Source organism: Bradyrhizobium sp. AUGA SZCCT0169 (assembly GCF_018130085.1).
Classification (GTDB): domain Bacteria; phylum Pseudomonadota; class Alphaproteobacteria; order Rhizobiales; family Xanthobacteraceae; genus Bradyrhizobium.
The window spans coordinates 22,826-42,965 of record NZ_JAFCMC010000046.1; the positions used below are offsets into that span (position 1 = coordinate 22,826).

A 20,140-nucleotide genomic window follows, 5' to 3' on the forward strand; every position below is an offset into this window, starting at 1 on the left:
GGATTACTGCCCGGCTGCAGCCATGAGCACGGGCGCATCGGTGTATCGCATGACGCTGTGCTGATCGATCACGAAGGTCGGCCGGTAATTCCGGATGTCGGAATCCTCAATCATCGCCATGCGGCGGTTATCCAGCGTCAGCCAGTGCCCGTCGAGCCGCGCGGCGGCAACCGCGTGATCCTCACCGCGGACGGTGTCACGCATGATCACGATCCTTAAGTCGTCGGGCGCAATGCCGGCCCGGCGCAACGCCACGAATTTCGCAATGGCGTAATCCTCGCAGTCGCCGCCCCGCGTCAGCGTCGTGAGCGGCGAGGCCCAGACGTCGAGCTGGCCATATTGGGCGAGGTCGCTCACCGGCCTGACCGCAAGGTTGATGGCCCGATTGATCTCGCCGAGCCGGGCGCGGCCCTCGCGAAGTTTGGCGGCGTCGATGATGGCTAGAAATTGCAGCGCGGCCGGCGAGACGCAGCCTTCGCGGTCGCCCTCGCACAGCGCAAGCTGCACCATTTCGTCCTCAAGGCGGCGCTGCAAACTTTGCCATTTCTCGTGCAATCCGCCGTCGAGAAGCATCGCGGTGGGCTGCCCGAACGGCTGGGTGGATTTCTTGATCAGAACCGCCGTGCCGGGGGAGAGCAGCGTTCCGGCGGCCGCCGGTCCGAACCAGGCCAAGCCGCTTATGGACAGGCCGCACGCGAGGAAGGCTGCGCGCAACGCACGCGGATAATTTGAGATCGCCATCTGACACCCCTCGTCCGGGCATTATCGGCAGGCTCGTTAACCTACTCGTGACCGGATCATTTCGCTGGGGGCATAGTGGGTAGGTGGGCTTTTGATCTGCTTAAAACCCGCGATATCGGGCCGGAAAGCGCGAAACAGCTTAAAATTTGTCTCGCCGGTTTCCCGAAAATTTTATCGAACCTTTGCGGAGCCGTGACTGCCCTATCCATGGGATGGTGCTTAACCGCGCGTTATCGTTGTTTTCAGGTTAATATGATTAATCAGGTCAGATTCGCGTGAGTTGTAAGCCAAGTCACAGTTTTGACTTGGAAAATCGCATCATATACCGGGGTTATACGGGGGTATCGAATTGATAAGTATAGACCGCAGACGTTTTACTACGAATATCTCAACTAATCTCCCTGGTGCTCAAGCTTAACCATGTATTCCTCTGTGTATGACAGAAGAGTGCTAGATATGCTTGAGAAAAATCGAGAAGACTGATCTAGAAGCCGGCTCTAACCTAAGCAAACTGCACAAAAAATGGATGGTTCCGTAGAAGACCATCCGTGATATGCAAGCTTAGACCTTTGAATATTGTATTTGTATTAACCTTAGCGGCGGCGGGGCTCATTTGACTTTGGCCGGTAAATTTACCGACGTGCTGCCTGACGGCCACGGCGCTCACCTGGGTGGGCACCTGCAGGTCGACAGCGTCTCCACGCATGCACCGTCGGGCGCCATTATCGTTCCAGACGCCCATTTGCTTTTCACCGGCGATTTCAAGCGCGCGGGTGTCGACCTCGTTCTGTCGGGCGACGGCCGCGAGATGGTGCTGCACGACTATTTCAAGGGCGAGAAGCGCGCAGCCCTGGCATCACCCGATGGCGCCCATCTGACCGGCGATATTGTCAACGCGCTGACCGGTCACCTCCAACTGGCGCAGGCCGACGGCAGCCCGAGCGTGGCCCAGGTCATCGGTCATGTGACCAAGCTCGTCGGCACCGCGACCGCGATCCGCAACGGCGTTTCAATCATTCTGAACAATGGCGACAACGTCAACAAAGGCGACGTGGTCCAGTCCGGCTCCGATTCGACGCTCGGCATCACCTTCATCGACGGCAGTGTGTTCGGCCTCGCGTCGAATGCCAGAATGGTGCTGAACGAAATGATTTACGACCCGAACGGGTCGAACAATTCGTCGCTGATCAGCCTGGTGCAGGGCACGATCTCGTTCGTCGCCGGCGCGACCGCCAAGAAGGGCGACATGAAGGTCGACACGCCGGTCGCGACCATGGGCATCCGCGGCACCGCGGTACTGGTCGAAATCGACTTTGCCGTGCCGGGCCAGGGCGGCGCGCCGCCGGCGAAATTCCAGGTGCTGGTCGAACCCGACGGCACCACCGGCTCCTACATCCTGTTCGACAAGACCACGATGACGCCGATCGCGACCGTCAATCAGGCCGGTACGCAGACCATCGTCAGCGGCCAGGGCACGGTCAATTTCCTCTCCTCCGTGCAGTTGTCGCCCGATGCGCAGAAGATCATCTCCGATGTCTTCCAGCTGAAATTCACCGACCTGAACAATCCTCAGCAGCTGCACCGGTTCACCGATTCGCCGGTACCGGAAAATATGTTCATCAGGCTGGCGGGCGGCGAAACCTTGCCAGTGAAGGTGACGGTGACTCCGTTCGTCGACACTCCTCTCCCGACGAACACCGGTACGGCAGCCAAAGCGACCGACCACATTCCGGGGCCGCCTGACGTCGTCACCTCCAATGCGGCTTTCACCGAGCGCGCAGGCCTGACCGGCAGTGCCGCGCAGGATACGTTGACCGGCGAGATCGCGTATTCCGACCTCAATCCGGGCGACGTGCCGACCGCCCAGGCGAGTTTTGCCTCGTTCAAGTATGCGAACGCGCAGCACAGCGACGTCACCGCATCGCTGACGGCGGAGCAAGTAGCCGCGATCCAGGCGGTGGAAGTGCCGCTTGCCGTCGTGCAGGATCCCAACCAAAAAAACCGCGGCACGGCGACCTGGACCTACAGCGTCCCGGACGGCGCTTTCGACTTCCTGGCCGCCGGCGAGACCTTGACGCTGACCTACATCGCGCGGGTCGACAATAATTTCGCGGCGAACAACGAGATCACGTTCAAGACCTTCACCATCACGATCACAGGCACCAATGACGCGCCGACCGTCGCCACCAGCGGCGGCACCGTCATCGAGCGGGACGGCACCGGCAACAACACGATCGATACGATCTCGGGCACCGTCACCTTTACCGACACCGATTTGACCGACCGTCCGGTGGTGAGCGCAGCGATCTCGACAACCGAGCCGTTCCGATACCTCGACGCGCAGGGGCATAACGTCACCGCGACGCTGACGCAGGCGCAACTGGACGCGATTGAAGCCGTCAAAATTCCGTTGACGGTGGGGCAGGGCATTGGAAGCGGCCATAACGGTTCGGCGACCTGGACCTACAGCATCGCCGACCATGCCTTCGATTTCCTCGCCAAGGGCGAGAAGCTGATCCTCAACTACGTCATCAAGGTCGACGATGGCCATGGCGGCGTGGTGTACACGCCGGTCAGCATCTCGATCAACGGCGCCGACGTCTCCGTGGTCGGCACCAACGACGTGCCGACGATCGGCGGCGACGAGCAGATCGGCACCATCGCGGAACGCGTCGACACCGTTGGTTCGACGGCGCCGGACGAGGACCATGGCACGATCCAGTTCACCGATGTCGACCTGACCGATACGCACGACGTCACGATCGCCGATGTCGTGGCATCGGGGACACAGACCGGTCTCGCAGGCCATTCCGCCCAAATGGGCTGGCTTCTGCTTCGGGAATTCTCCGATACCACCGGCGGCGTGACGGGCTCGCAAAACTGGACGTTCTCGGCGTCGGATCAATTTTTCGATTACCTCGCCGACGGCGAGTCGGTCACGCTGACCTATACGGTGGAGATCGACGACCTTCATGGCGGCCTCGCGACGGAGCATGTCGCCGTCACCGTCACCGGCAGCAACGACGCGCCGGTGGTCAGCGCTGACGTTTCCGGTCCCCTCGGGACGCCGACGCTGCACGCCATTGACGAGCAGCCGGGCGAAACCGGCTCGGTCAAACCCGACACCGCTGCCGGCTCGCTGACGTTCCACGACGTCGACCTGAGCGATACGCATCTGGCGACCGGCTCCGGACCGGTGTTTGGTTGGCTGAATCCGGCTGGGGACACGTTGACTTCCACTCAGAAGGGCTTGCTCGCTCAAGCAAGCGGGCTAACGCTGATCCTGCACGACAGTACGGGCAGCGGGCTCGGCACGGTCGATTTCAGCTATAGCGGCGTCGATGGCGCTTTCGATTTCCTCGCCGCCGGCGAAAAGCTGACGATCACCTACGATATCACCGTATCCGACGAGCATAACGTCGCCTCGACCCAGCCGATCACGTTCACTGTCACGGGCACCAACGACACAGCGACGATTTCGGGCGACGCGACGGGCAATGTGGTGGAGGACGCCGGCACCACGGTCAACAGCGGCACGATCGTGATGTTCGATAGCGGCGTGGTGACGGTTGACGACGTCGATCACGGCGAGGCCCACTTCCAGGCGATAGCGGTAGATGACCCGGTGCTCAACGGCACCTACGGCACCTTCACCTTCGACAGCGATTCCGGCGCATGGACCTATCAGGCCGACCCTGCCAAGGTCCAGTTCCTGGGTCAGGATATCACCGCCACCGATACGCTGAGGGTGACGTCGGCCGATGGCACGGCGCACGAGGACATCGTCGTCACCATCACCGGTACCAACGACTCCGCGACGATTTCGGGCGACGCGACGGGCAATGTGGTGGAGGACGCCAGCACCACGGTCAACAGCGGCACGATCGTGATGTTCGACAGCGGGGTGGTGACGGTTGACGACGTCGATCAAGGCGAGGCGCACTTCCAGGCGATAGCGGTAGATGACCCGTTGCTCAACGGCACCTACGGCACCTTCACCTTCGACAGCAATTCCGGCGCATGGACCTATCAGGCCGACCCTGCCAAGGTTCAGTCGCTTGGCGCGGGCACTACCGTCACTGACAAATTGACGGTGACGTCGTTCGACGGTACCGCGCATCAGGACATCACCGTCACCACCACCGGCGTCAACGATGCGCCGGTGTACTCGGGTGCAGATCTGTCGCCGACCTATCATGTCGGCGACAGCCCGGTCGCGCTCGTTGGCAGTGACGTTACCGTAAGCGACATCGACAGCGCCAATTATGCCAACGGAACGCTGACGGCGACGGTGATCGGTGGCGGCCAGCAGGGCGACACGCTGACGCTCGCGGACGGCCAGTACATCACCACGACCGCCAGCGGTTCGATCGTGATGTACGATGCCAACGGCATTGACGGCCCCGGCGGCGCCGTGGCAATCGGGACGTTGTCGCACAGCGGCAACAATAACGTGACCGTGACACTGAACGGCAACGCCGACGATGCTGCGGTCAAGGCGCTGACGCAGGCGGTAGAGTTTTCGAACTCGCTCACCAACCCTATCGGCGGCACCCGTACGGTGGCGTTCACGTTGCACGATGGCGGCGGCACGGCAAACAACGGACACGACAGCGATTATTTCGAAGCGCATGTGACGGTGCCGGCGGCGCCCGTGATCCACACGGACCTGTTCACCGTCTCCGAGCTCGGCGATGGAATAACGACGGTTGCCGGCCTCTACGTCACCGATGCCGACGCTACGGAGGTCGAGACTTTCACCTTTACCGCGACGACCGGGGCGTCCCCGGCCAGCAGCGTGGCGCCGTCGATCGACCCGGGTGATCTTGAGGATATCAACGACGCGCTGGAAGTAACTGGCGTTACCTACAATCCGGGCAACAATCCTCAACCGCTAACCGACACGGTCACCTTCACCGTCACCGATGGCGCCGGTCACTCCGACACGGTCAATTTCATCTTCAACGTGACTGGCGGCGAGGGCGATGTCGAGCTGACCGGTACGGACGGGAAGGATGTCATCTTCGCGACCGGCAACAAGGATACGCTGACCGGTGGCGCTGGCGCCGATCAGTTCGTGTTCCGGGTCGGGGACGGCAACGACACGATCACGGATTTCGCGCAGGGGCAGGACCACATCGACCTCAGGGCGTTTTTCGAAACGGTCGATGCCGACAACATCGCCGACTGGCTTGCATCCGGTAACGTGACGACCAATGCCGGCGACACCCTGTTGAAGCTGGGCGATGACAGCATCCTGTTGAAGGACGTCGATCTCCAGGCCACGAACCTGACGGCCAACGACTTCATCCTTCATCCCGGCGGTGGCGTCGGAATTTGATCGCCGGGAACATGGCGTCAGGCGCTACAGCAGCCGCGGAATCCCCAGCCGCTCGGCCTCTTCGCGCACCGTCGCCGCGTTCTGGTAGCCGGCGCCCACTTTGCTTTTCGGATCCTGCAGCCTGATGGTAGGGACGTCCGGCACGGCATAATATTTGTCGTGAACCAGGCAATGATTACGGATCAGCGGCCACAGCATCAGGCCGAGCATGCGCTGGTCGTGGCCGTATTTTGCCGTCGGCCCGGCGACAAAATAGCGGCGCATCAGTTCGACGACGTCGATACCGCAATCGGTCCGGCCGGCCCACATGCCGCCCATCATGAGTTCATTGTGCATGACATGGTCGCGGGCGACGTGGAACGGCAGGCCGCTGTCGATCCATTGCCGGACCAAATCGGCTTCGGCCTCCGATATCCGCGCATCGCAGTCGCGCACCAGAAACCGCCCGACCGTGGGATCGTTCATGACCAGGAAGCGCTGAAACAGTCCGACGCCGGGATACTCGTCCGCCATGTTGCGCAGCTCGGCGCCATTGTCGCGCAGGAACGCGATGCAGGGTTGCGGCACGGTGTCGTCGACATAGAACCGGCAACGCCAGGCGGGATACACCGTGCGGCTCAGCACCAGGTTGATCATGGCGCCGTAGCCATAAAAGGGCGTCGCGCCCCACAGCGAAAAGGAAATGACATTGTCGCCCGAGGGCGGCCCCTGCGGCGCCTTGAGCGAGAAGGGAAGCGGATTGCGGCGGGCTTCCGCGTCCCGCAGGTCCAGCGCGCGCTGTCCGTGCCGGATTGCCTCGGCTTCCTTGCCGGTGTGGAAGTGGGCGACCTTGAGCGTGTCGAGGATGGTCAGGTCCTCGCCGTGCCGCGCGACGTATTGCGAGGCCTTCACGATGGTCTCCTCAAAGCGTTTCATGTTCGAGAGCGTGGCGATCAGGCCCTTCTGCAATCGCGGATTGTCCGGCTGCCGGCGCGCCAGTTCCTCGGCCAGCACCAGCGCAGGCTGCCATTGCCGCTTCTGGAAGAAAGCGTCGAACAGCAATTCCTTCGCAGCCAAATCGTCGGGATGGGTCAGGGTAACAGCGCATAGCTGAACGATCGCGGCGTCGTTGTTGCCGGCCCGCAGCAGCGCGCGGATTGGATCGTGAGGCCGCGGTGGCGGCCGAACGGACCCGCCTGCAATGTCTGGTTTCGTCAATCTGGATCCTCTCCCCAGGCCACCATAGCGAGCCATGGCCCACCGGGAAAGCAGGCGAGCGGGCGCTTTCAGAGGCGCCAGAACCCCATAATGCCGCGGCGCGAGGGCGAACCCGTTGGAACAATCTGCCTGCCCGTGATACCGAAGCAGCATGAAGCGGCTGAGAATATTCCTGCGGTGGTTCAAGCGGCGCTTTGGCTATGCCCGGCTGGCCTGCGTTGCGCTGCTGATCGGGTTTGCCGCGCTGCGCGTGTGGGACCCGGCTCCGGTCGAGGAGATCCGCGTTCGAACCTTCGACGCCTTCCAGCGCGTCGACCCTCGCAAGAAGACCGCACGTCCGGTCACCATCGTCGATATCGACGACAAGAGCCTGGAAAAGCTAGGACAGTGGCCGTGGCCGCGGACGCGGCTGGCGGATCTGGTAACGGAGCTGACCAATCTCGGCGCCGTCGTGATCGCCTTCGACGTGGTGTTTCCGGAGCCCGACCGGCTCAACCCGGAATTTGTCGCCGACACCTACCGCAATCTCGATGAGGAAACCCGCAGCCGGTTGCGCTCGCTGCCGAGCAACGACCAGGTTTTCGCCGATGCCATCCGCGCCTCAAGGGTGGTGCTGGGTGAATCGGGTTTGCCGGAAGAACTGGGTGTGCTCGACAAGACGCTTCCGGTGACGGGGCTTGCGATGCTCGGCGAGGAGCCGCAGCGCTTCATGTTCGAATTCCCCGGCCTGCTGCGCAACACCAAGGTGCTGGAGCACGCAGCGGCCGGGCGCGGGCTATTCACCGTCAAGCCTGAACGCGACGGCATCGTGCGGCGGGTGCCGATGATCATGCAGGCGCAGGGCCAGACCATGCCCTCGCTGAGTTTCGAGATGCTGCGGGTCGCCACCGGTTCGGGTACGATCCTGATCAAGGCCGAAAAGGGCGGCATCAAGAGCCTCGGCATTAAGGGCTTTCAGTTGCCGACCGACGGCAATGGCCAGCTTTGGGTCCATTACGCCCGGCACGATGCCACACTCTATGTCCCGGCGATCAACGTGCTGGAAAAGACCGTTGCGCCCGAGAAGATCGCCGGCAAACTGGTGTTGATCGGCACCTCGGCCGTCGGTCTCAACGATATCAAGACCACGCCGGTGTCGCGAGCCATGCCGGGCGTGGAAATCCATGCCCAGGTGCTGGAGAGCGCGCTGACCGGGGAGGTGATCTCGCAGCCGATCTACGGCATCTCGATTGAATTCGCCACCGCGGTCTTGTTCGGATTATTGGTGATCGCGTTCGCGCCCTTGTTCGGACCGGTCACGCTGGTCGCCCTCGGAGCGGCGTTTGCCACCGCGCTGATCGGAACGTCCTGGTATTTCTACTCGCAGCACCGGCTGCTGATCGATTTCACCTATCCCTTGATATCGACGACGTCGATCTATCTCACGCTGATCTTCTCGAGTTTCGTCCGGGAGCAGAAGCAGCGCAAACAGATCCGTAACGCGTTCTCCCAGTACATGTCGCCCGCGCTGGTCGCGCAGCTGGCGCAGTCGCCGGAGAAGCTCGTGCTCGGCGGCGAGGAGCGCGAGATGACTATCATGTTCTCCGACATGCGTGGCTTCACCTCGATCTCGGAGACCTACAAGCGAGACCCGCAGGGCCTCACCGCGCTGATGAACCGCTTCCTGACGCCGCTGACCAACGCCATCCTGCACCGCAAGGGCACCATCGACAAATATATGGGCGACGCCATCATGGCGTTCTGGAACGCGCCGCTCGACGACAAGGATCACCAGCTCAACGCCTGCGAGGCGGCGCTCGATATGCTGGAGCGTGTCGACGAGCTCAATCAGGAGCGGATGGAGGAAGCCGAGGAAGAGGGCCGCCCGTTCATTCCGCTCAATGTCGGCGTCGGACTCAATACCGGAACCTGCGTGGTCGGCAACATGGGGTCGGACATGCGGTTCGACTATTCGGTGTTCGGCGACAGCGTCAATCTGGCCTCACGGCTGGAAGGCCAGTCCAAGGAATACGGCTTCCCGATCATCGTCGGCTCGAAAACCGCGCTCGCGGTCAAGGACAAGTTCGCGATCCTCGAACTCGACTTCATCATGGTGAAGGGCAAGAAGGAGCCCGAGGTGATCTACGCGATCGCCGGGCGGGAGGACACCGCGCAGTCCGGCCGTTTCCAGCGCTTGCGCAACCTGACCATCGAAATGCTGGCCTGCTATCGCGGCCGCGACTGGCAAGGCGCGCTGGCGGCGATCGAACGCGGCCGCCGCACCGACGAGGTGCGTTCGCTCGAGCTGTTGTTCAATCTCTACGAAGCGCGAATCCGCAACTTCCAGGACGCCCCGCCGCCGGAAGACTGGAACGGCGCGTTTGCGCTGCTGACGAAGTAGCGCACCGCTGTCGTCACCCGCGCAGGCGGGTGACCCAGTATTCCAGAGACGCCAGCGATAAAATCGATAGGCCGCAACGTACTGGCTCCCCGCATGCGCGGGGATGACGACCGTTGGTTGGGCGGCGTTCGGTAACCCCTCACTCCAGCCCGATCGTCGTCAAATCCTGAAACCAGTGCCGCGCCTGCACGAATTTCTTCACCTTGGGCGAAAGCGCATGCGGGTTGGTGTCGTGCACCACCCAGACCAGCACGGCGTCGTCGACGATCTGGGCGTGGGCCTGTGCCAGCAATTCGTCCTGCCGGGTGGCATCGAAGGTCTGCTTGGCCTCGTCGATCAGCGCGTCGACCTTTGGCGACTTGTAGCCGCCCCAGTTGACGCCGACAGGCGCGATCTGGCCGGAGTGGAAGAAGCGCACGATGGCGTAGAGCGGATCCGAGGTGACATAGGCGATGTTGTTGGAGGTGATGCCGGCGTTCATCTCGTCGGCCGCGCCCTTGCGCCAGTGCGTATATAACGTCTCGAGCTCGACCACCTTGAAGTCGATCTCGATGCCGATTTCCTTGAAGCTCTGCTGCAGGAATTCGTTCATCGGCAGCGACAGCATCTGTCCGGTGCCGCCCTGCGCGATGATGAAGGTGGCCTTCAGCGGCTTCTGCCTGGAGTAGCCGGCTTCCTCGACCAGTTTTTTGGCCGCCGCCACATCATGCTTGAGCTCGAAAGTCGGCTTGCCAAACCAGGGGCTCGACGGATCAACCTGGCCCTTGGCGGGCTTGGCCAGGCCGTTCATCAGGCCGACGACGCCTTCGCGGTCGATCGCAAGGTTGAGCGCTTTGCGCAGGCGGATGTCGGTCCAGGGCGAACCCGGCAGCACGCTCAAGTGATAATTCCAGACATGCGGCGTGATGTTGTCGACGATGCGCATTCCGGCGGACTTCAGCTGCGGCACCGCGTCAGGGGCCGGCGTTTCGATCAGATCGACCTGGCCGGCGAGCAGCGCATTGGTGCGCGTCAGCGCTTCCGGCATCGGAATCAGGACGATCTTGTCGGCCTTTGGAATTCGCTTCTTGTTCCAGTAATCCGCATTCTTGGTGAGTTCGGCGAGTTCGCGCGGGACCAGCTTTGTCAGTTTGAACGGGCCGGTGCCGGAAGGCTGGCTGGCGAACTTGTCCCAGTCCTTGCCGAGCTTTTCATATTGGGCGGGGCTCGAGACCAGGAACCAGAGCATCTGGTAGGGGAAGAACGAATCCACCGCCTTGGTTGATATCTCGATGGTGTCGTCGTCGATCTTGGCGTAGCTCGCGACCGAGGGCAGGCGGGTCTTCACCTGCGCGCTCTGGCGCTTGTCGAATTGCGGTGCCTTTTCGTTCAGCACCTTGTCGAGATTCCAGATCACCGCGTCGGCATTGAACGCGCTGCCGTCATGGAATTTGACGTCCTTGCGCAGACTGAAGCGCCATTTGGTCTTGTCCTTGTCATCGACCTTCCATTCCGTCGCGAGCCCCGGCACCAGCTTGCCGGGCCGGTCGGCCACGTCCATTTCCCAGGCCACCAGCGGATCGTAGATCGTGTAGGCGCTGAACTGGTAGGCGCCGGCGCCGCGGTCCGGCTGACCGGTGGTCAGCGGGATGTCCGCCATCGAAATACCGTAGCGCACAACGGATTCTGCCCTTGCTGAATTCGTGGGCAGTCCGGCATACAAGCAGAGTGCCGCCGCTGTGGCAGCAAGAAGCATCGAAATCCGATTGCGCATGAATTAAGCTCCATAGAACGGGGTTCGGAGCTGAAAAATGCAAGCTTGGTGCCAGATGGAGCATGGATACGCGCTTGCATGCATACTCACAGGGAGTCGTGCGGCTAATCGCCCCTCGGGACGCGCCGTCCTTGGCACAGGCGTTGCATAACTCTGCATAAGAATTAGTCACCCAAAGTCTGAGAAGGGATTGCTGCATATGCGTAACGAGAGGTTCAAGAAAACCGCCGGGAAAACCGCCAAGGCCTGGATGCTGGCGACGGCGATAGTGGTCGGCCTGCCGCTGGCCGCCAGCGCCGAAACCGTGCTGCGCATCGGCATGACGGCTGCCGATATTCCGCGCACGCTGGGTCAGCCGGACCAGGGCTTTGAGGGCAACCGTTTCACCGGCCTCACGATGTATGACGCGCTGACGCTGTGGGATCTGTCCTCGGCCAGCAAAGCGAGCGTGATGATCCCGGGCCTCTCGACCGAATGGAAGGTCGATGAGGCCGACAAGAAGAAGTGGACCTTCAAGCTTCGTCCCGGCGTCACCTTCCACGACGGCTCGCCGTTCAACGCCGACGCCGTGGTCTGGAACGTCGAGAAGGTGCTGAAGCAGGATGCGCCGCATTTCGACGCCAGCCAGGTCGGCGTGACAGCCTCGCGCATGCCTACGCTGGCCTCCGCGAAGAAAATCGACGATCTGACGGTGGAATTGACCACCAAGGAGCCCGACAGCTTCCTGCCGATCAACCTGACCAATCTGTTCATGGCGAGCCCGGCCAAGTGGCAGGCGTTTTACGACAAGGCTGAAGGCGCAGACGCCAAGGCCAAATCGCAGGCCGCCTGGGCCGCGTTTGCGCGCGATGCCTCCGGCACCGGTCCCTGGAAGATGTCGAAGTTCACGCCGCGCGAGCGGCTCGAACTGGTCAAGAACGAGGGTTACTGGGACAAGGCGCGCGTTCCCAAGATCGACAAGATGGTGCTGCTGCCGATGCCGGAAGCCAATGCCCGCACCGCGGCGTTGCTCTCCGGTCAGGTCGACTGGGTCGAGGCGCCCGCGCCCGATGCGGTCAAGGAAATCAAGGCACGCGGCTTCGCGCTGCAGGCCAACGAATCGCCGCATGTCTGGCCCTGGCAGTTCTCGCGCATCGAGGGTTCGCCCTGGAACGACATCCGCGTTCGCAAGGCCGCCAATCTGTGCATCGATCGTGAAGGCCTCAAGGAGGGCCTGCTCGCCGGGCTGATGGTGCCGGCGACCGGCACCTTCGAGCCCGGCCACCCCTGGCGCGGCAAGCCCACCTTCGAGATCAAGTATGACCTGAAGGCGGCGCAAAAGCTGATGCAGGAGGCCGGTTACGGTCCGTCGAAGAAGCTGACGGTCAAGACCCAGACCTCGGCGTCCGGCTCCGGCCAGATGCAGCCGCTGCCGATGAACGAATATCTGCAGCAGGCGCTGGCTGAATGTTACTTCGACGTCCAGCTCGACGTCATCGAATGGAATACGCTGTTCACCAACTGGCGCCGCGGCGCCAAGGACGCGTCCGCCAACGGTGCCCACGCCACCAACGTGACCTATGCGGCGATGGATCCGTTCTTCGCGCTGGTGCGCTTCCTGCAGTCAGGTATGGCGCCGCCTGTCTCGAACAATTGGGGTTACATCAACAATCCCAAATTCGATGAGCTGGTGACCAAGGCACGCCAGACCTTCGACCCCGCGGCGCGCGATGCGGCGCTCGCAGAACTGCATGCGGCCTCGGTCGACGATGCCGCCTTCCTCTACGTCGCCCATGACGTGTCTCCGCGCGCCATGAGCCCGAAGGTGAAGGGTTTTGTGCAGCCGAAGAGCTGGTTCGTCGACTTCTCGCCGGTGACGATCGCGCCGTAAGGCGTAAGGTGAGCACGCTGACAGGGGCTCCCTCCCCCTTGCGGGGGAGGGCTGGGGAGAGGGGTTCACACGGGCGGTCCCGATGACGCCACCCCTCTCCCTAACCCTCTCCCGCAGGGGGAGAGGGAACCATCACATCGTGCCTCCCTTACGGCAGCGTGCGCATTTCTTAGTTCTGCATCACTTCAGGTAACCCCGTGCTCGTCTATATCGCCCGCCGTATCGTCTATGTGATCCCGATCGTGGCCAGCGTGGCGCTGGTGTGCTTCCTCTTGGTCCACATCACGCCGGGCGATCCCCTGGTGGCGGTGCTGCCGGCGGATGCCAGCCAGGAACTCGCGGCGCAATTGCGCACCGCCTATGGCTTCGACCGCCCGCTGCCGGTCCAGTTCGGGCTCTGGCTGTGGCGTGCGCTGCATGGTGATCTCGGCAATTCGATTGCGACGGGCCGCCCGGTGCTGTCGGAGGTGCTGCGCGCGGTCGGCAATACCGTGACGCTGGCGATTGCCGCCGCCGCGATCGGCTTCACGCTGGGTTTGTTTTTCGGCCTCATCGCCGGCTATTTCCGCGACACCTGGATCGACAAGGTCGCGACCTCGATCGCGATCGCCGGCGTCTCCGTGCCGCATTACTGGCTCGGCATGGTGCTGGTCATCATCTTCTCGGTGCAGCTCAACTGGCTGCCCGCGGTCGGCGCCGGTCCCGGCGGCTCCGGTGCGTGGGGCTGGGACTGGGAGCACATGAAATATCTGATCCTGCCCGCGATCACGACATCGGTCATTCCCATGGGCATCGTCACCCGCACGGTGCGGGCCCTGACCGGCGACATCCTGAGCCAGGACTTCGTCGAGGCCTTGCGCGCCAAAGGGCTGCGCGAGACCGACGTGTTCCGTCATGTCATCAAGAACGCCGCGCCGACCGCTCTCGCGGTGATGGGCCTTCAGCTCGGCTATATGCTCGGCGGCTCGATCCTGATCGAAACCGTGTTCTCATGGCCGGGTTCTGGGCTGCTGCTGAATTCGGCGATCTTCCAGCGCGATTTGCCGCTGCTGCAAGGCACGATCCTGGTGCTGGCGCTGTTCTTCGTGGCCCTCAACCTCCTGGTCGATATCGCGCAAGCGTCGATCGATCCGCGCATCAAGCGGAGCTAGCATGATCCGAAAAAGTGGGAACCGGTTTTCCGAAAAGATCATGCTCAAACAAAAAGAGCGTAGCGCATGAGCGCGATCACAGATACCGCCCTGCAGGCGGCACCGGCCACCCAGGCGCGGGGCTATTGGGCCACCGTCGGCCGCCGCATCCGGCGCGACAAGGTCAGCATGGTCTGCGCCTTCATTCTGGTGCTGATCTTCATGTCCGCGCTGCTGGCGCCATGGCTCGGCCTCGCCGATCCCTATCAGGGCTCGATGATCCGCCGGCTTCGCCATATCGGCACGCCGAACTATCCGCTCGGCACCGATGAGCTCGGCCGCGACATGCTGGCGCGGCTGATCTATGGCGGCCGGCTGTCGCTGATCATCGGCATTTTGCCTGTGATCCTCGCCTTCTTTATCGGCACCTCCCTGGGGCTCGTCGCCGGCTATGTCGGCGGCAAGCTCAACACCGCGATCATGCGCACCGTCGACGTGTTTTATGCGTTTCCCTCGGTGCTGCTGGCGATCGCGATTTCCGGCGCGCTGGGCGCCGGCATCGTCAACTCCATCGTCTCGCTGACCATCGTATTCGTGCCGCAGATCACCCGCGTCGCCGAGAGCGTCACGACAGGCGTTCGCAACATGGACTTTGTCGAGGCCGCGCGCGCTTCCGGCGCCGGGCCCTTCACCATCATGCGTGTGCACATGCTCGGCAACGTGCTGGGCCCGATCTTCGTCTACGCCACCGGCTTGATCTCGGTGTCGATGATCCTCGCCGCCGGCCTTTCGTTCCTCGGTTTGGGTACAAAACCGCCGGAGCCGGAATGGGGCCTGATGCTCAACACGCTGCGCACCGCGATCTATGTCAATCCGTGGGTCGCGGCGTTGCCCGGCGTCATGATCTTTGCGGTGTCGATCTGTTTCAATCTGCTCAGCGACGGCATGCGCAGCGCCATGGACATCAGGAACTGACGCGATGACCGAGACCAGCCCGTCAGTCGAAGTTCTGGAAAAGGTCGAGGATGTCGGCGGCGCCGCGCAGCCGCTGCTGCAGGTCAATGGCCTGACCAAGCATTTCCCGGTGCGCGGTGATCTGTTCAGCGCGCGCAAGACCGTCCGCGCGGTCGACGACGTCTCGTTTTCGATCGCCAAGGGTGAAACAGTCGGGATCGTCGGCGAATCCGGCTGCGGCAAGTCGACCACCGCGCGGCTTCTGATGCACCTGATGAAATCAGATGCCGGCGATATCATCTATGACGGCATGCAGGTCGGCCGCGCATTGTCGCTGCGCGATTTGCGCCGCGGCATGCAGATGGTGTTTCAGGACAGCTACGCCTCGCTCAACCCGCGCCTCACCATCGAGGATTCGATCGCGTTCGGCCCGAAGGTGCACGGCATGGCGGATGCCGCCGCGCGCACGCTGGCGCGCGAACTATTGGGCAAGGTGGGCTTGCGGCCCGAGACTTTTGCAAATCGCTATCCGCACGAGATTTCCGGCGGCCAGCGCCAGCGCGTCAACATCGCGCGCGCGCTGGCGCTGTCGCCGCGGCTGGTGATCCTCGACGAAGCGGTATCGGCGCTCGACAAGTCGGTTGAAGCCCAGGTGCTCAACCTGCTGGCCGACCTCAAGCGCGAATTCGGCCTCACCTACCTCTTCATCAGCCACGATCTCAACGTGGTGCGCTACATCAGTGATCGCGTGCTGGTGATGTATCTCGGCGAGGTCGTCGAGCTCGGTCCGGTCGACAAGGTCTGGGATGAACCGGCGCATCCCTACACGCGGGCGCTGCTGGCGGCGATGCCGTCGGCCGATCCTGATAACCGCACCCAGACGCCGCCGATCTCGGGCGATCCGCCCAATCCGATCGATCCGCCGCCCGGCTGCCGGTTTCACACCCGGTGTCCATACGCGGAGCCGCTCTGCGCAAATGCGACGCCAAAACTCAGCGACCTCGATACAATGGGTCACCAGGCGGCGTGTTACATGGCCATTCCGGGATCAGGACACAGCCGCGCACCGGCCAAAGAAACGACCAAGAAAAACGCATAAGGGAGCAAATCCGCAATGACAAAACCCAGTCCAAAAGAGGTCAAGGTCATGACCGATGTCGCGGGCGTGCCGGCGAGTGCCGAAGTCGCCGAGCGGATCGCCAATTCCATCGGGCCGGCGTTCGAAGGCTTTGCGCCGGTCGCCGGCACCCTGCCGTTCGATCTGGAACCCGCGAGCTTTCTTCTGGCGCAGAACCTCGGGGTGTCGAAATGAGCACCGAACCGGCACTGATGTCGCTGGTGTCGGTCGCCAAGGCGATCGCCAGCAAGGAAGTTTCGTCGCGCGAGGCGACAAAATCCTGTCTCGACCGCATCGCGCAATGGCAGCCGCGGCTCAACGCCTTCATGGCGATCGAGGCGGAGGAGGCGCTGGCGGCGGCCGATGCGGCTGATGCTGATCTTGCCAAGGGCAAGAATAAGGGCGTGCTGCATGGCGTGCCGATGGCGCACAAGGATATGTATTACGAGGCCGGCAAGGTCGTCACCTGCGGCTCGAAGATCCGCCGCGACTTCGTCGCCACCACGACCTCGACCGCGCTGCAGCGCCTGAAGGATGCCGGCACCGTCCGGCTGGGTTCGTTGCAGATGGTGGAGTTCGCCTATGGTCCGACCGGCCACAACCCGCATTACGGTCCGGTGCGCAATCCCTGGAATGTCGATCACATCACCGGCGGCTCGTCGTCCGGCTCGGGCTCGGCGGTCGCCGCCCGCCTGACCTTTGCCGCGCTGGGATCGGACACCGGCGGCTCGATCCGGATGCCCGCGCATTTCTGCGGCGTCACCGGGTTGAAGACAACGGTCGGTCGCGTCAGCCGTGCCGGCGCGATGCCGCTGTCGCAATCGCTCGATACGGTTGGGCCGCTGGCGCAGAGCGCGGAAGATTGCGCGCTGCTGCTCGGGTTGATGGCGGGCGCCGACCCCGACGACCTCACCGCTTCCACGCGGCCGGTGCCGGACTATATGGCGGCCACCAAGGGCTCGCTCAAAGGCCTCAGGATCGGCGTGCCGACCGCGTTCTATGTCGACGATCTCGATGCCGAAGTGGCGCGCGTTCTCGATGAGACGATCGCGACGCTGAAGAAAGAGGGCGCCGAAATCGTCTCGGTCGAGCTACCCGACCAGCGCCAGCTCACGGCCGCCTGCCAGATCGTGCTCGCGACCGAAGCCGCCGCGTTCCACAAAAGGTGGATGATCGAACGGCCACAGGATTACGGCGCGCAGGTGCTGATGCGGCTGCAGAACGGCCTCGCGATCCCTGCGGTGTCGTATCTGGAAGCAATGCGCTGGCGCGGTCCGGCGCTGGCGGCGTACCTTGCGGCGGTCACCGGCACCGATGCGGTGATTGCGCCGGTCGCGCCGATGCCGGCGGCGACCATCGCCGAGAGCGATGTCGGCAACAGCCGCGACGCCGAGGCCGTGATCCAGCGGATCACGAAATTCACCCGCCCGGTCAACTACCTCGGCCTGCCCTCGCTTTCGATTCCCTCGGGCTTCACCAAAAGCGGTTTGCCGGTCGGCCTGCAATTGATCGGCCGGTCCTTTGATGAGGCCATGCTGCTGCGGATCGGCGCCGCGTTCCAGCGCGCCACGGACTATCATAAACAGGTACCCAAACCGGCATGACCAACCTCGTCGAAATCCGCGATCTCAGCATCCGCTTCACCGGCGAGCGCACCGTGCACGCCGTCAACGACATCTCGCTCTCGCTCGGCGAGGGCGAGGTGCTCGGCCTGCTCGGTGAATCCGGTTCGGGCAAGAGCGTGACCTTGCGCGCGCTGATGCGGCTGTTGCCGAAGAAGCGGACGCAGATTTCGGGCAGCGTGAATGTTCTCGGCCGCGACGTGCTGGCGTTGAACGACGAGGAATTGTCGAAGTTTCGTGGCCAGACCGTATCGATGATCTTCCAGGAGCCGGCGCTGGCGCTCGATCCGGTCTACACCATCGGCCGGCAGATTTCCGAATCCGTGATGCGCCATGAGGGCAAGAGCGAGAAGGAGGCTACTGCGCGGGCGCTGGAAATGCTCGAAGTCGTACGCATTCCCTCCGCCAGGCGCCGCCTCGATGCCTATCCGCACGAGATGAGCGGCGGCATGCGGCAGCGCGCGATGATCGCGCTGGCACTGGCCTGCAAGCCCAAGATCCTGCTGGCCGACGAGCCGACCACGGCGCTCGACGCCACCGTGCAGATCCAGATCCTGCTGCTGCTGCGCGAGCTGCAGCGCGAGTTCGGCATGTCGGTGATTTTCGTGACCCACGACATCGGCGTCGCCATCGAAATCTGCGACCGCGTCGCTGTCATGTATGCCGGACAGATCGTCGAGCAGGGCAAGCTGCGCGACATCGTGCGGACGCCGATGCATCCCTATGCGCGCGGGCTCCTGGCGTCGACCACCCACGGCGCCAAACGCGGCCAGCGGCTGGAGACCATCCCGGGCACGCCGCCATCGCTCGACAAGGCGCCGGTGAACTGCTCGTTCGCACCGCGCTGCAGCGTGGCGCAGCCGCGCTGTACCGAGCAACTGCCGCCCAACGTGCAGGTTGCGCCGGATCGAATCGCGCGCTGCGTCCTGGCCGAACCGGCCGAGGCCGCCGCGGGCTGAGCGCGCGGGCGTTATCTCACAACTCGTCATGCCCGGCCTTGTGCCGGGCATCCACGTCTTTGCTGCACACAAGCAAGAAAGACGTGGATGGCCGGGCATAGGCGAGCGGAAGCGACGCCGTCCTTCAGACGGCTATGCCCAGCCTTGACGGAGAGTAATATCTATCCGCCCAAGCCCGGATCCGCCCATTGTTCGATCTGGGCGGGACCCACGACCTGCTTGGGCTGGTGCGGATTGAGCGTGCCTGCGCTCGCAGACCAGCCCTTCGCCAGGATCTGCATCGCGAACAGCTTGGCGTCAACTTCCGATTTAAATTTGCGGGTCGTACGGACCATGCTCGTCGCACTCTCGTCGGTCCGGTCCGGCCCAAAAGTTACGTACCAAATATCAGGTTGCGTCATTGCCGGATAACGCGGATTGCGATTGACAGTTCCACGACGGACCGGCGTGGCGGGCTGATTCAGGTCGTCACACCAGGGAATTGCCGGTAGTCTAAAACCGTGGCGTCAGGCCACGCGCGCGAACCGGGGAATCCAAGGGTGCACGTATCCAACCAGGGCATTTTGGTCATCCTGCTTATCGGGCTCGTCGCCGGCTGGCTGGCCGGCAAGATCGTGCGCGGCACCGGTTTTGGCCTGATCGGCGACATCCTCGTCGGCATCGCCGGCGCGCTGGTTGCAAATCTTCTTTTGCCCAAGCTCGGCATTCACATCGGCACCGGCGTGATCAGGGAGATCATCAATGCCGCGATCGGCGCCGTGATATTGCTGCTGGTGGTGCGGGCGGTTCGCGGCCGGAGGTAGCGGTCGAAGCGCTCGTGTGGCTCGAGGCCTTCGGTATCAAAACTCCGCCGATGCCCGCCGGTGCAGGCCCCGGGGGGCGAGGAACCTGTCACGCTCCGCAGGACCGCGCCCCGGTCATCAGCGGGTCCGGGCGGAGCGCCGAAAAACCCACCCCGGAGCTGTTTGCCCCGTCATTCGGCTGATTTCCCGGTGTTTCGCCCAGACGTTCGGCCGGCTGCGGGGCATGAACCGCATTCAGGTTAACGTGACTTAAATAGACGCTGGCCACAAACA

14 protein-coding genes are annotated in these 20,140 nt (G+C 63.0%); 10 read left to right on the forward strand and 4 right to left on the reverse strand.

Translation table 11 applies throughout. The features are described 5' to 3' along the window. Positions 1–3 precede the first annotated feature (3 nt). Positions 4–741, reverse strand: coding sequence for a transglutaminase-like cysteine peptidase (locus JQ609_RS31475; RefSeq protein ID WP_212276559.1), 738 nt, complete (start codon positions 739–741; stop codon positions 4–6). Positions 742–1,354: 613 nt separating this feature from the next. On the opposite strand from JQ609_RS31475, the gene JQ609_RS31480 reads away from it, so the two are divergent. After that, positions 1,355–6,082, forward strand: coding sequence for a VCBS domain-containing protein (locus JQ609_RS31480; RefSeq protein WP_212276560.1), 4,728 nt, complete (start codon positions 1,355–1,357; stop codon positions 6,080–6,082). A gap of 24 nt (positions 6,083–6,106) precedes the next feature. On the opposite strand, the gene JQ609_RS31485 is transcribed toward JQ609_RS31480, so the two are convergent. Then, the gene (locus tag JQ609_RS31485) at positions 6,107–7,279 is read right to left on the reverse strand and encodes a M48 family metallopeptidase (protein WP_212276561.1); all 1,173 of its coding nucleotides are present in this window, start codon (positions 7,277–7,279) and stop codon (positions 6,107–6,109) included. Positions 7,280–7,430: 151 nt separating this feature from the next. Here JQ609_RS31485 and JQ609_RS31490 point away from each other — a divergent pair, with 151 nt between their 5' ends. Continuing rightward, entirely contained in the window at positions 7,431–9,659 is a 2,229-nt protein-coding gene (locus tag JQ609_RS31490; RefSeq protein ID WP_212276562.1) for a CHASE2 domain-containing protein, read from the forward strand. 139 nt (positions 9,660–9,798) lie between these two features. On the opposite strand, the gene JQ609_RS31495 is transcribed toward JQ609_RS31490, so the two are convergent. Beyond that, positions 9,799–11,412: an ABC transporter substrate-binding protein gene (locus JQ609_RS31495; RefSeq protein ID WP_409411213.1), complete on the reverse strand. Its 1,614-nt coding sequence runs from the start codon at positions 11,410–11,412 to the stop codon at positions 9,799–9,801. Positions 11,413–11,662: 250 nt separating this feature from the next. Here JQ609_RS31495 and JQ609_RS31500 point away from each other — a divergent pair, with 250 nt between their 5' ends. The 7 genes from JQ609_RS31500 (at position 11,663) to JQ609_RS31530 (ending at position 19,064) form a co-directional block, all read left to right on the forward strand. Continuing rightward, positions 11,663–13,282 (forward strand): ABC transporter substrate-binding protein, encoded by a 1,620-nt coding sequence (locus tag JQ609_RS31500; RefSeq protein ID WP_249128641.1) that lies wholly within the window; start codon positions 11,663–11,665, stop codon positions 13,280–13,282. Positions 13,283–13,479: 197 nt separating this feature from the next. Further along, positions 13,480–14,433: an ABC transporter permease gene (locus JQ609_RS31505; protein ID WP_212209388.1), complete on the forward strand. Its 954-nt coding sequence runs from the start codon at positions 13,480–13,482 to the stop codon at positions 14,431–14,433. Positions 14,434–14,499: 66 nt separating this feature from the next. Then, on the forward strand, positions 14,500–15,387 hold the full coding sequence (locus tag JQ609_RS31510) for an ABC transporter permease (protein ID WP_212209389.1): 888 nt from the start codon (positions 14,500–14,502) through the stop codon (positions 15,385–15,387). Positions 15,388–15,391: 4 nt separating this feature from the next. After that, positions 15,392–16,465 (forward strand): ABC transporter ATP-binding protein, encoded by a 1,074-nt coding sequence (locus tag JQ609_RS31515; RefSeq protein WP_212276564.1) that lies wholly within the window; start codon positions 15,392–15,394, stop codon positions 16,463–16,465. 15 nt (positions 16,466–16,480) lie between these two features. Then, complete coding sequence (locus JQ609_RS31520; protein ID WP_192737026.1) at positions 16,481–16,678, forward strand: hypothetical protein; 198 nt, start codon at positions 16,481–16,483, stop codon at positions 16,676–16,678. Further along, positions 16,675–18,087, forward strand: a complete 1,413-nt coding sequence (locus tag JQ609_RS31525) for an amidase (protein WP_212276565.1) — start codon at positions 16,675–16,677, stop codon at positions 18,085–18,087. The genes JQ609_RS31520 and JQ609_RS31525 overlap by 4 nt, the downstream gene beginning before the upstream one ends. Beyond that, a complete protein-coding gene (locus tag JQ609_RS31530) occupies positions 18,084–19,064 on the forward strand; it encodes an ABC transporter ATP-binding protein (protein WP_212209392.1) in 981 nt (326 codons plus the stop codon). The genes JQ609_RS31525 and JQ609_RS31530 overlap by 4 nt, the downstream gene beginning before the upstream one ends. A gap of 161 nt (positions 19,065–19,225) precedes the next feature. Here the strand turns inward: JQ609_RS31530 and JQ609_RS31535 are convergent, their stop codons facing one another. Then, on the reverse strand, positions 19,226–19,399 hold the full coding sequence (locus JQ609_RS31535; RefSeq protein WP_212209393.1) for a hypothetical protein: 174 nt from the start codon (positions 19,397–19,399) through the stop codon (positions 19,226–19,228). 204 nt (positions 19,400–19,603) lie between these two features. Between JQ609_RS31535 and JQ609_RS31540 the strand changes: the two genes are divergently transcribed. Continuing rightward, complete coding sequence (locus JQ609_RS31540; RefSeq protein WP_212276566.1) at positions 19,604–19,867, forward strand: GlsB/YeaQ/YmgE family stress response membrane protein; 264 nt, start codon at positions 19,604–19,606, stop codon at positions 19,865–19,867. Positions 19,868–20,140: the final 273 nt, after the last annotated feature.

Bases quoted from the DNA above. Each gene is read 5' to 3' on its own strand.
- JQ609_RS31500 (WP_249128641.1), top strand. From the start codon at position 11,663: ATGCTGGCGACGGCGATAGTGGTCGGCCTGCCGCTGGCCGCCAGCGCC.
- JQ609_RS31475 (WP_212276559.1), bottom strand. From the start codon at position 741: ATGGCGATCTCAAATTATCCGCGTGCGTTGCGCGCAGCCTTCCTCGCG.
- JQ609_RS31515 (WP_212276564.1), top strand. From the start codon at position 15,392: ATGACCGAGACCAGCCCGTCAGTCGAAGTTCTGGAAAAGGTCGAGGAT.
- JQ609_RS31525 (WP_212276565.1), top strand. From the start codon at position 16,675: ATGAGCACCGAACCGGCACTGATGTCGCTGGTGTCGGTCGCCAAGGCG.
- JQ609_RS31490 (WP_212276562.1), top strand. From the start codon at position 7,431: ATGAAGCGGCTGAGAATATTCCTGCGGTGGTTCAAGCGGCGCTTTGGC.
- JQ609_RS31530 (WP_212209392.1), top strand. From the start codon at position 18,084: ATGACCAACCTCGTCGAAATCCGCGATCTCAGCATCCGCTTCACCGGC.
- JQ609_RS31520 (WP_192737026.1), top strand. From the start codon at position 16,481: ATGACAAAACCCAGTCCAAAAGAGGTCAAGGTCATGACCGATGTCGCG.
- JQ609_RS31495 (WP_409411213.1), bottom strand. From the start codon at position 11,412: ATGCGCAATCGGATTTCGATGCTTCTTGCTGCCACAGCGGCGGCACTC.
- JQ609_RS31510 (WP_212209389.1), top strand. From the start codon at position 14,500: ATGAGCGCGATCACAGATACCGCCCTGCAGGCGGCACCGGCCACCCAG.
- JQ609_RS31535 (WP_212209393.1), bottom strand. From the start codon at position 19,399: ATGGTCCGTACGACCCGCAAATTTAAATCGGAAGTTGACGCCAAGCTG.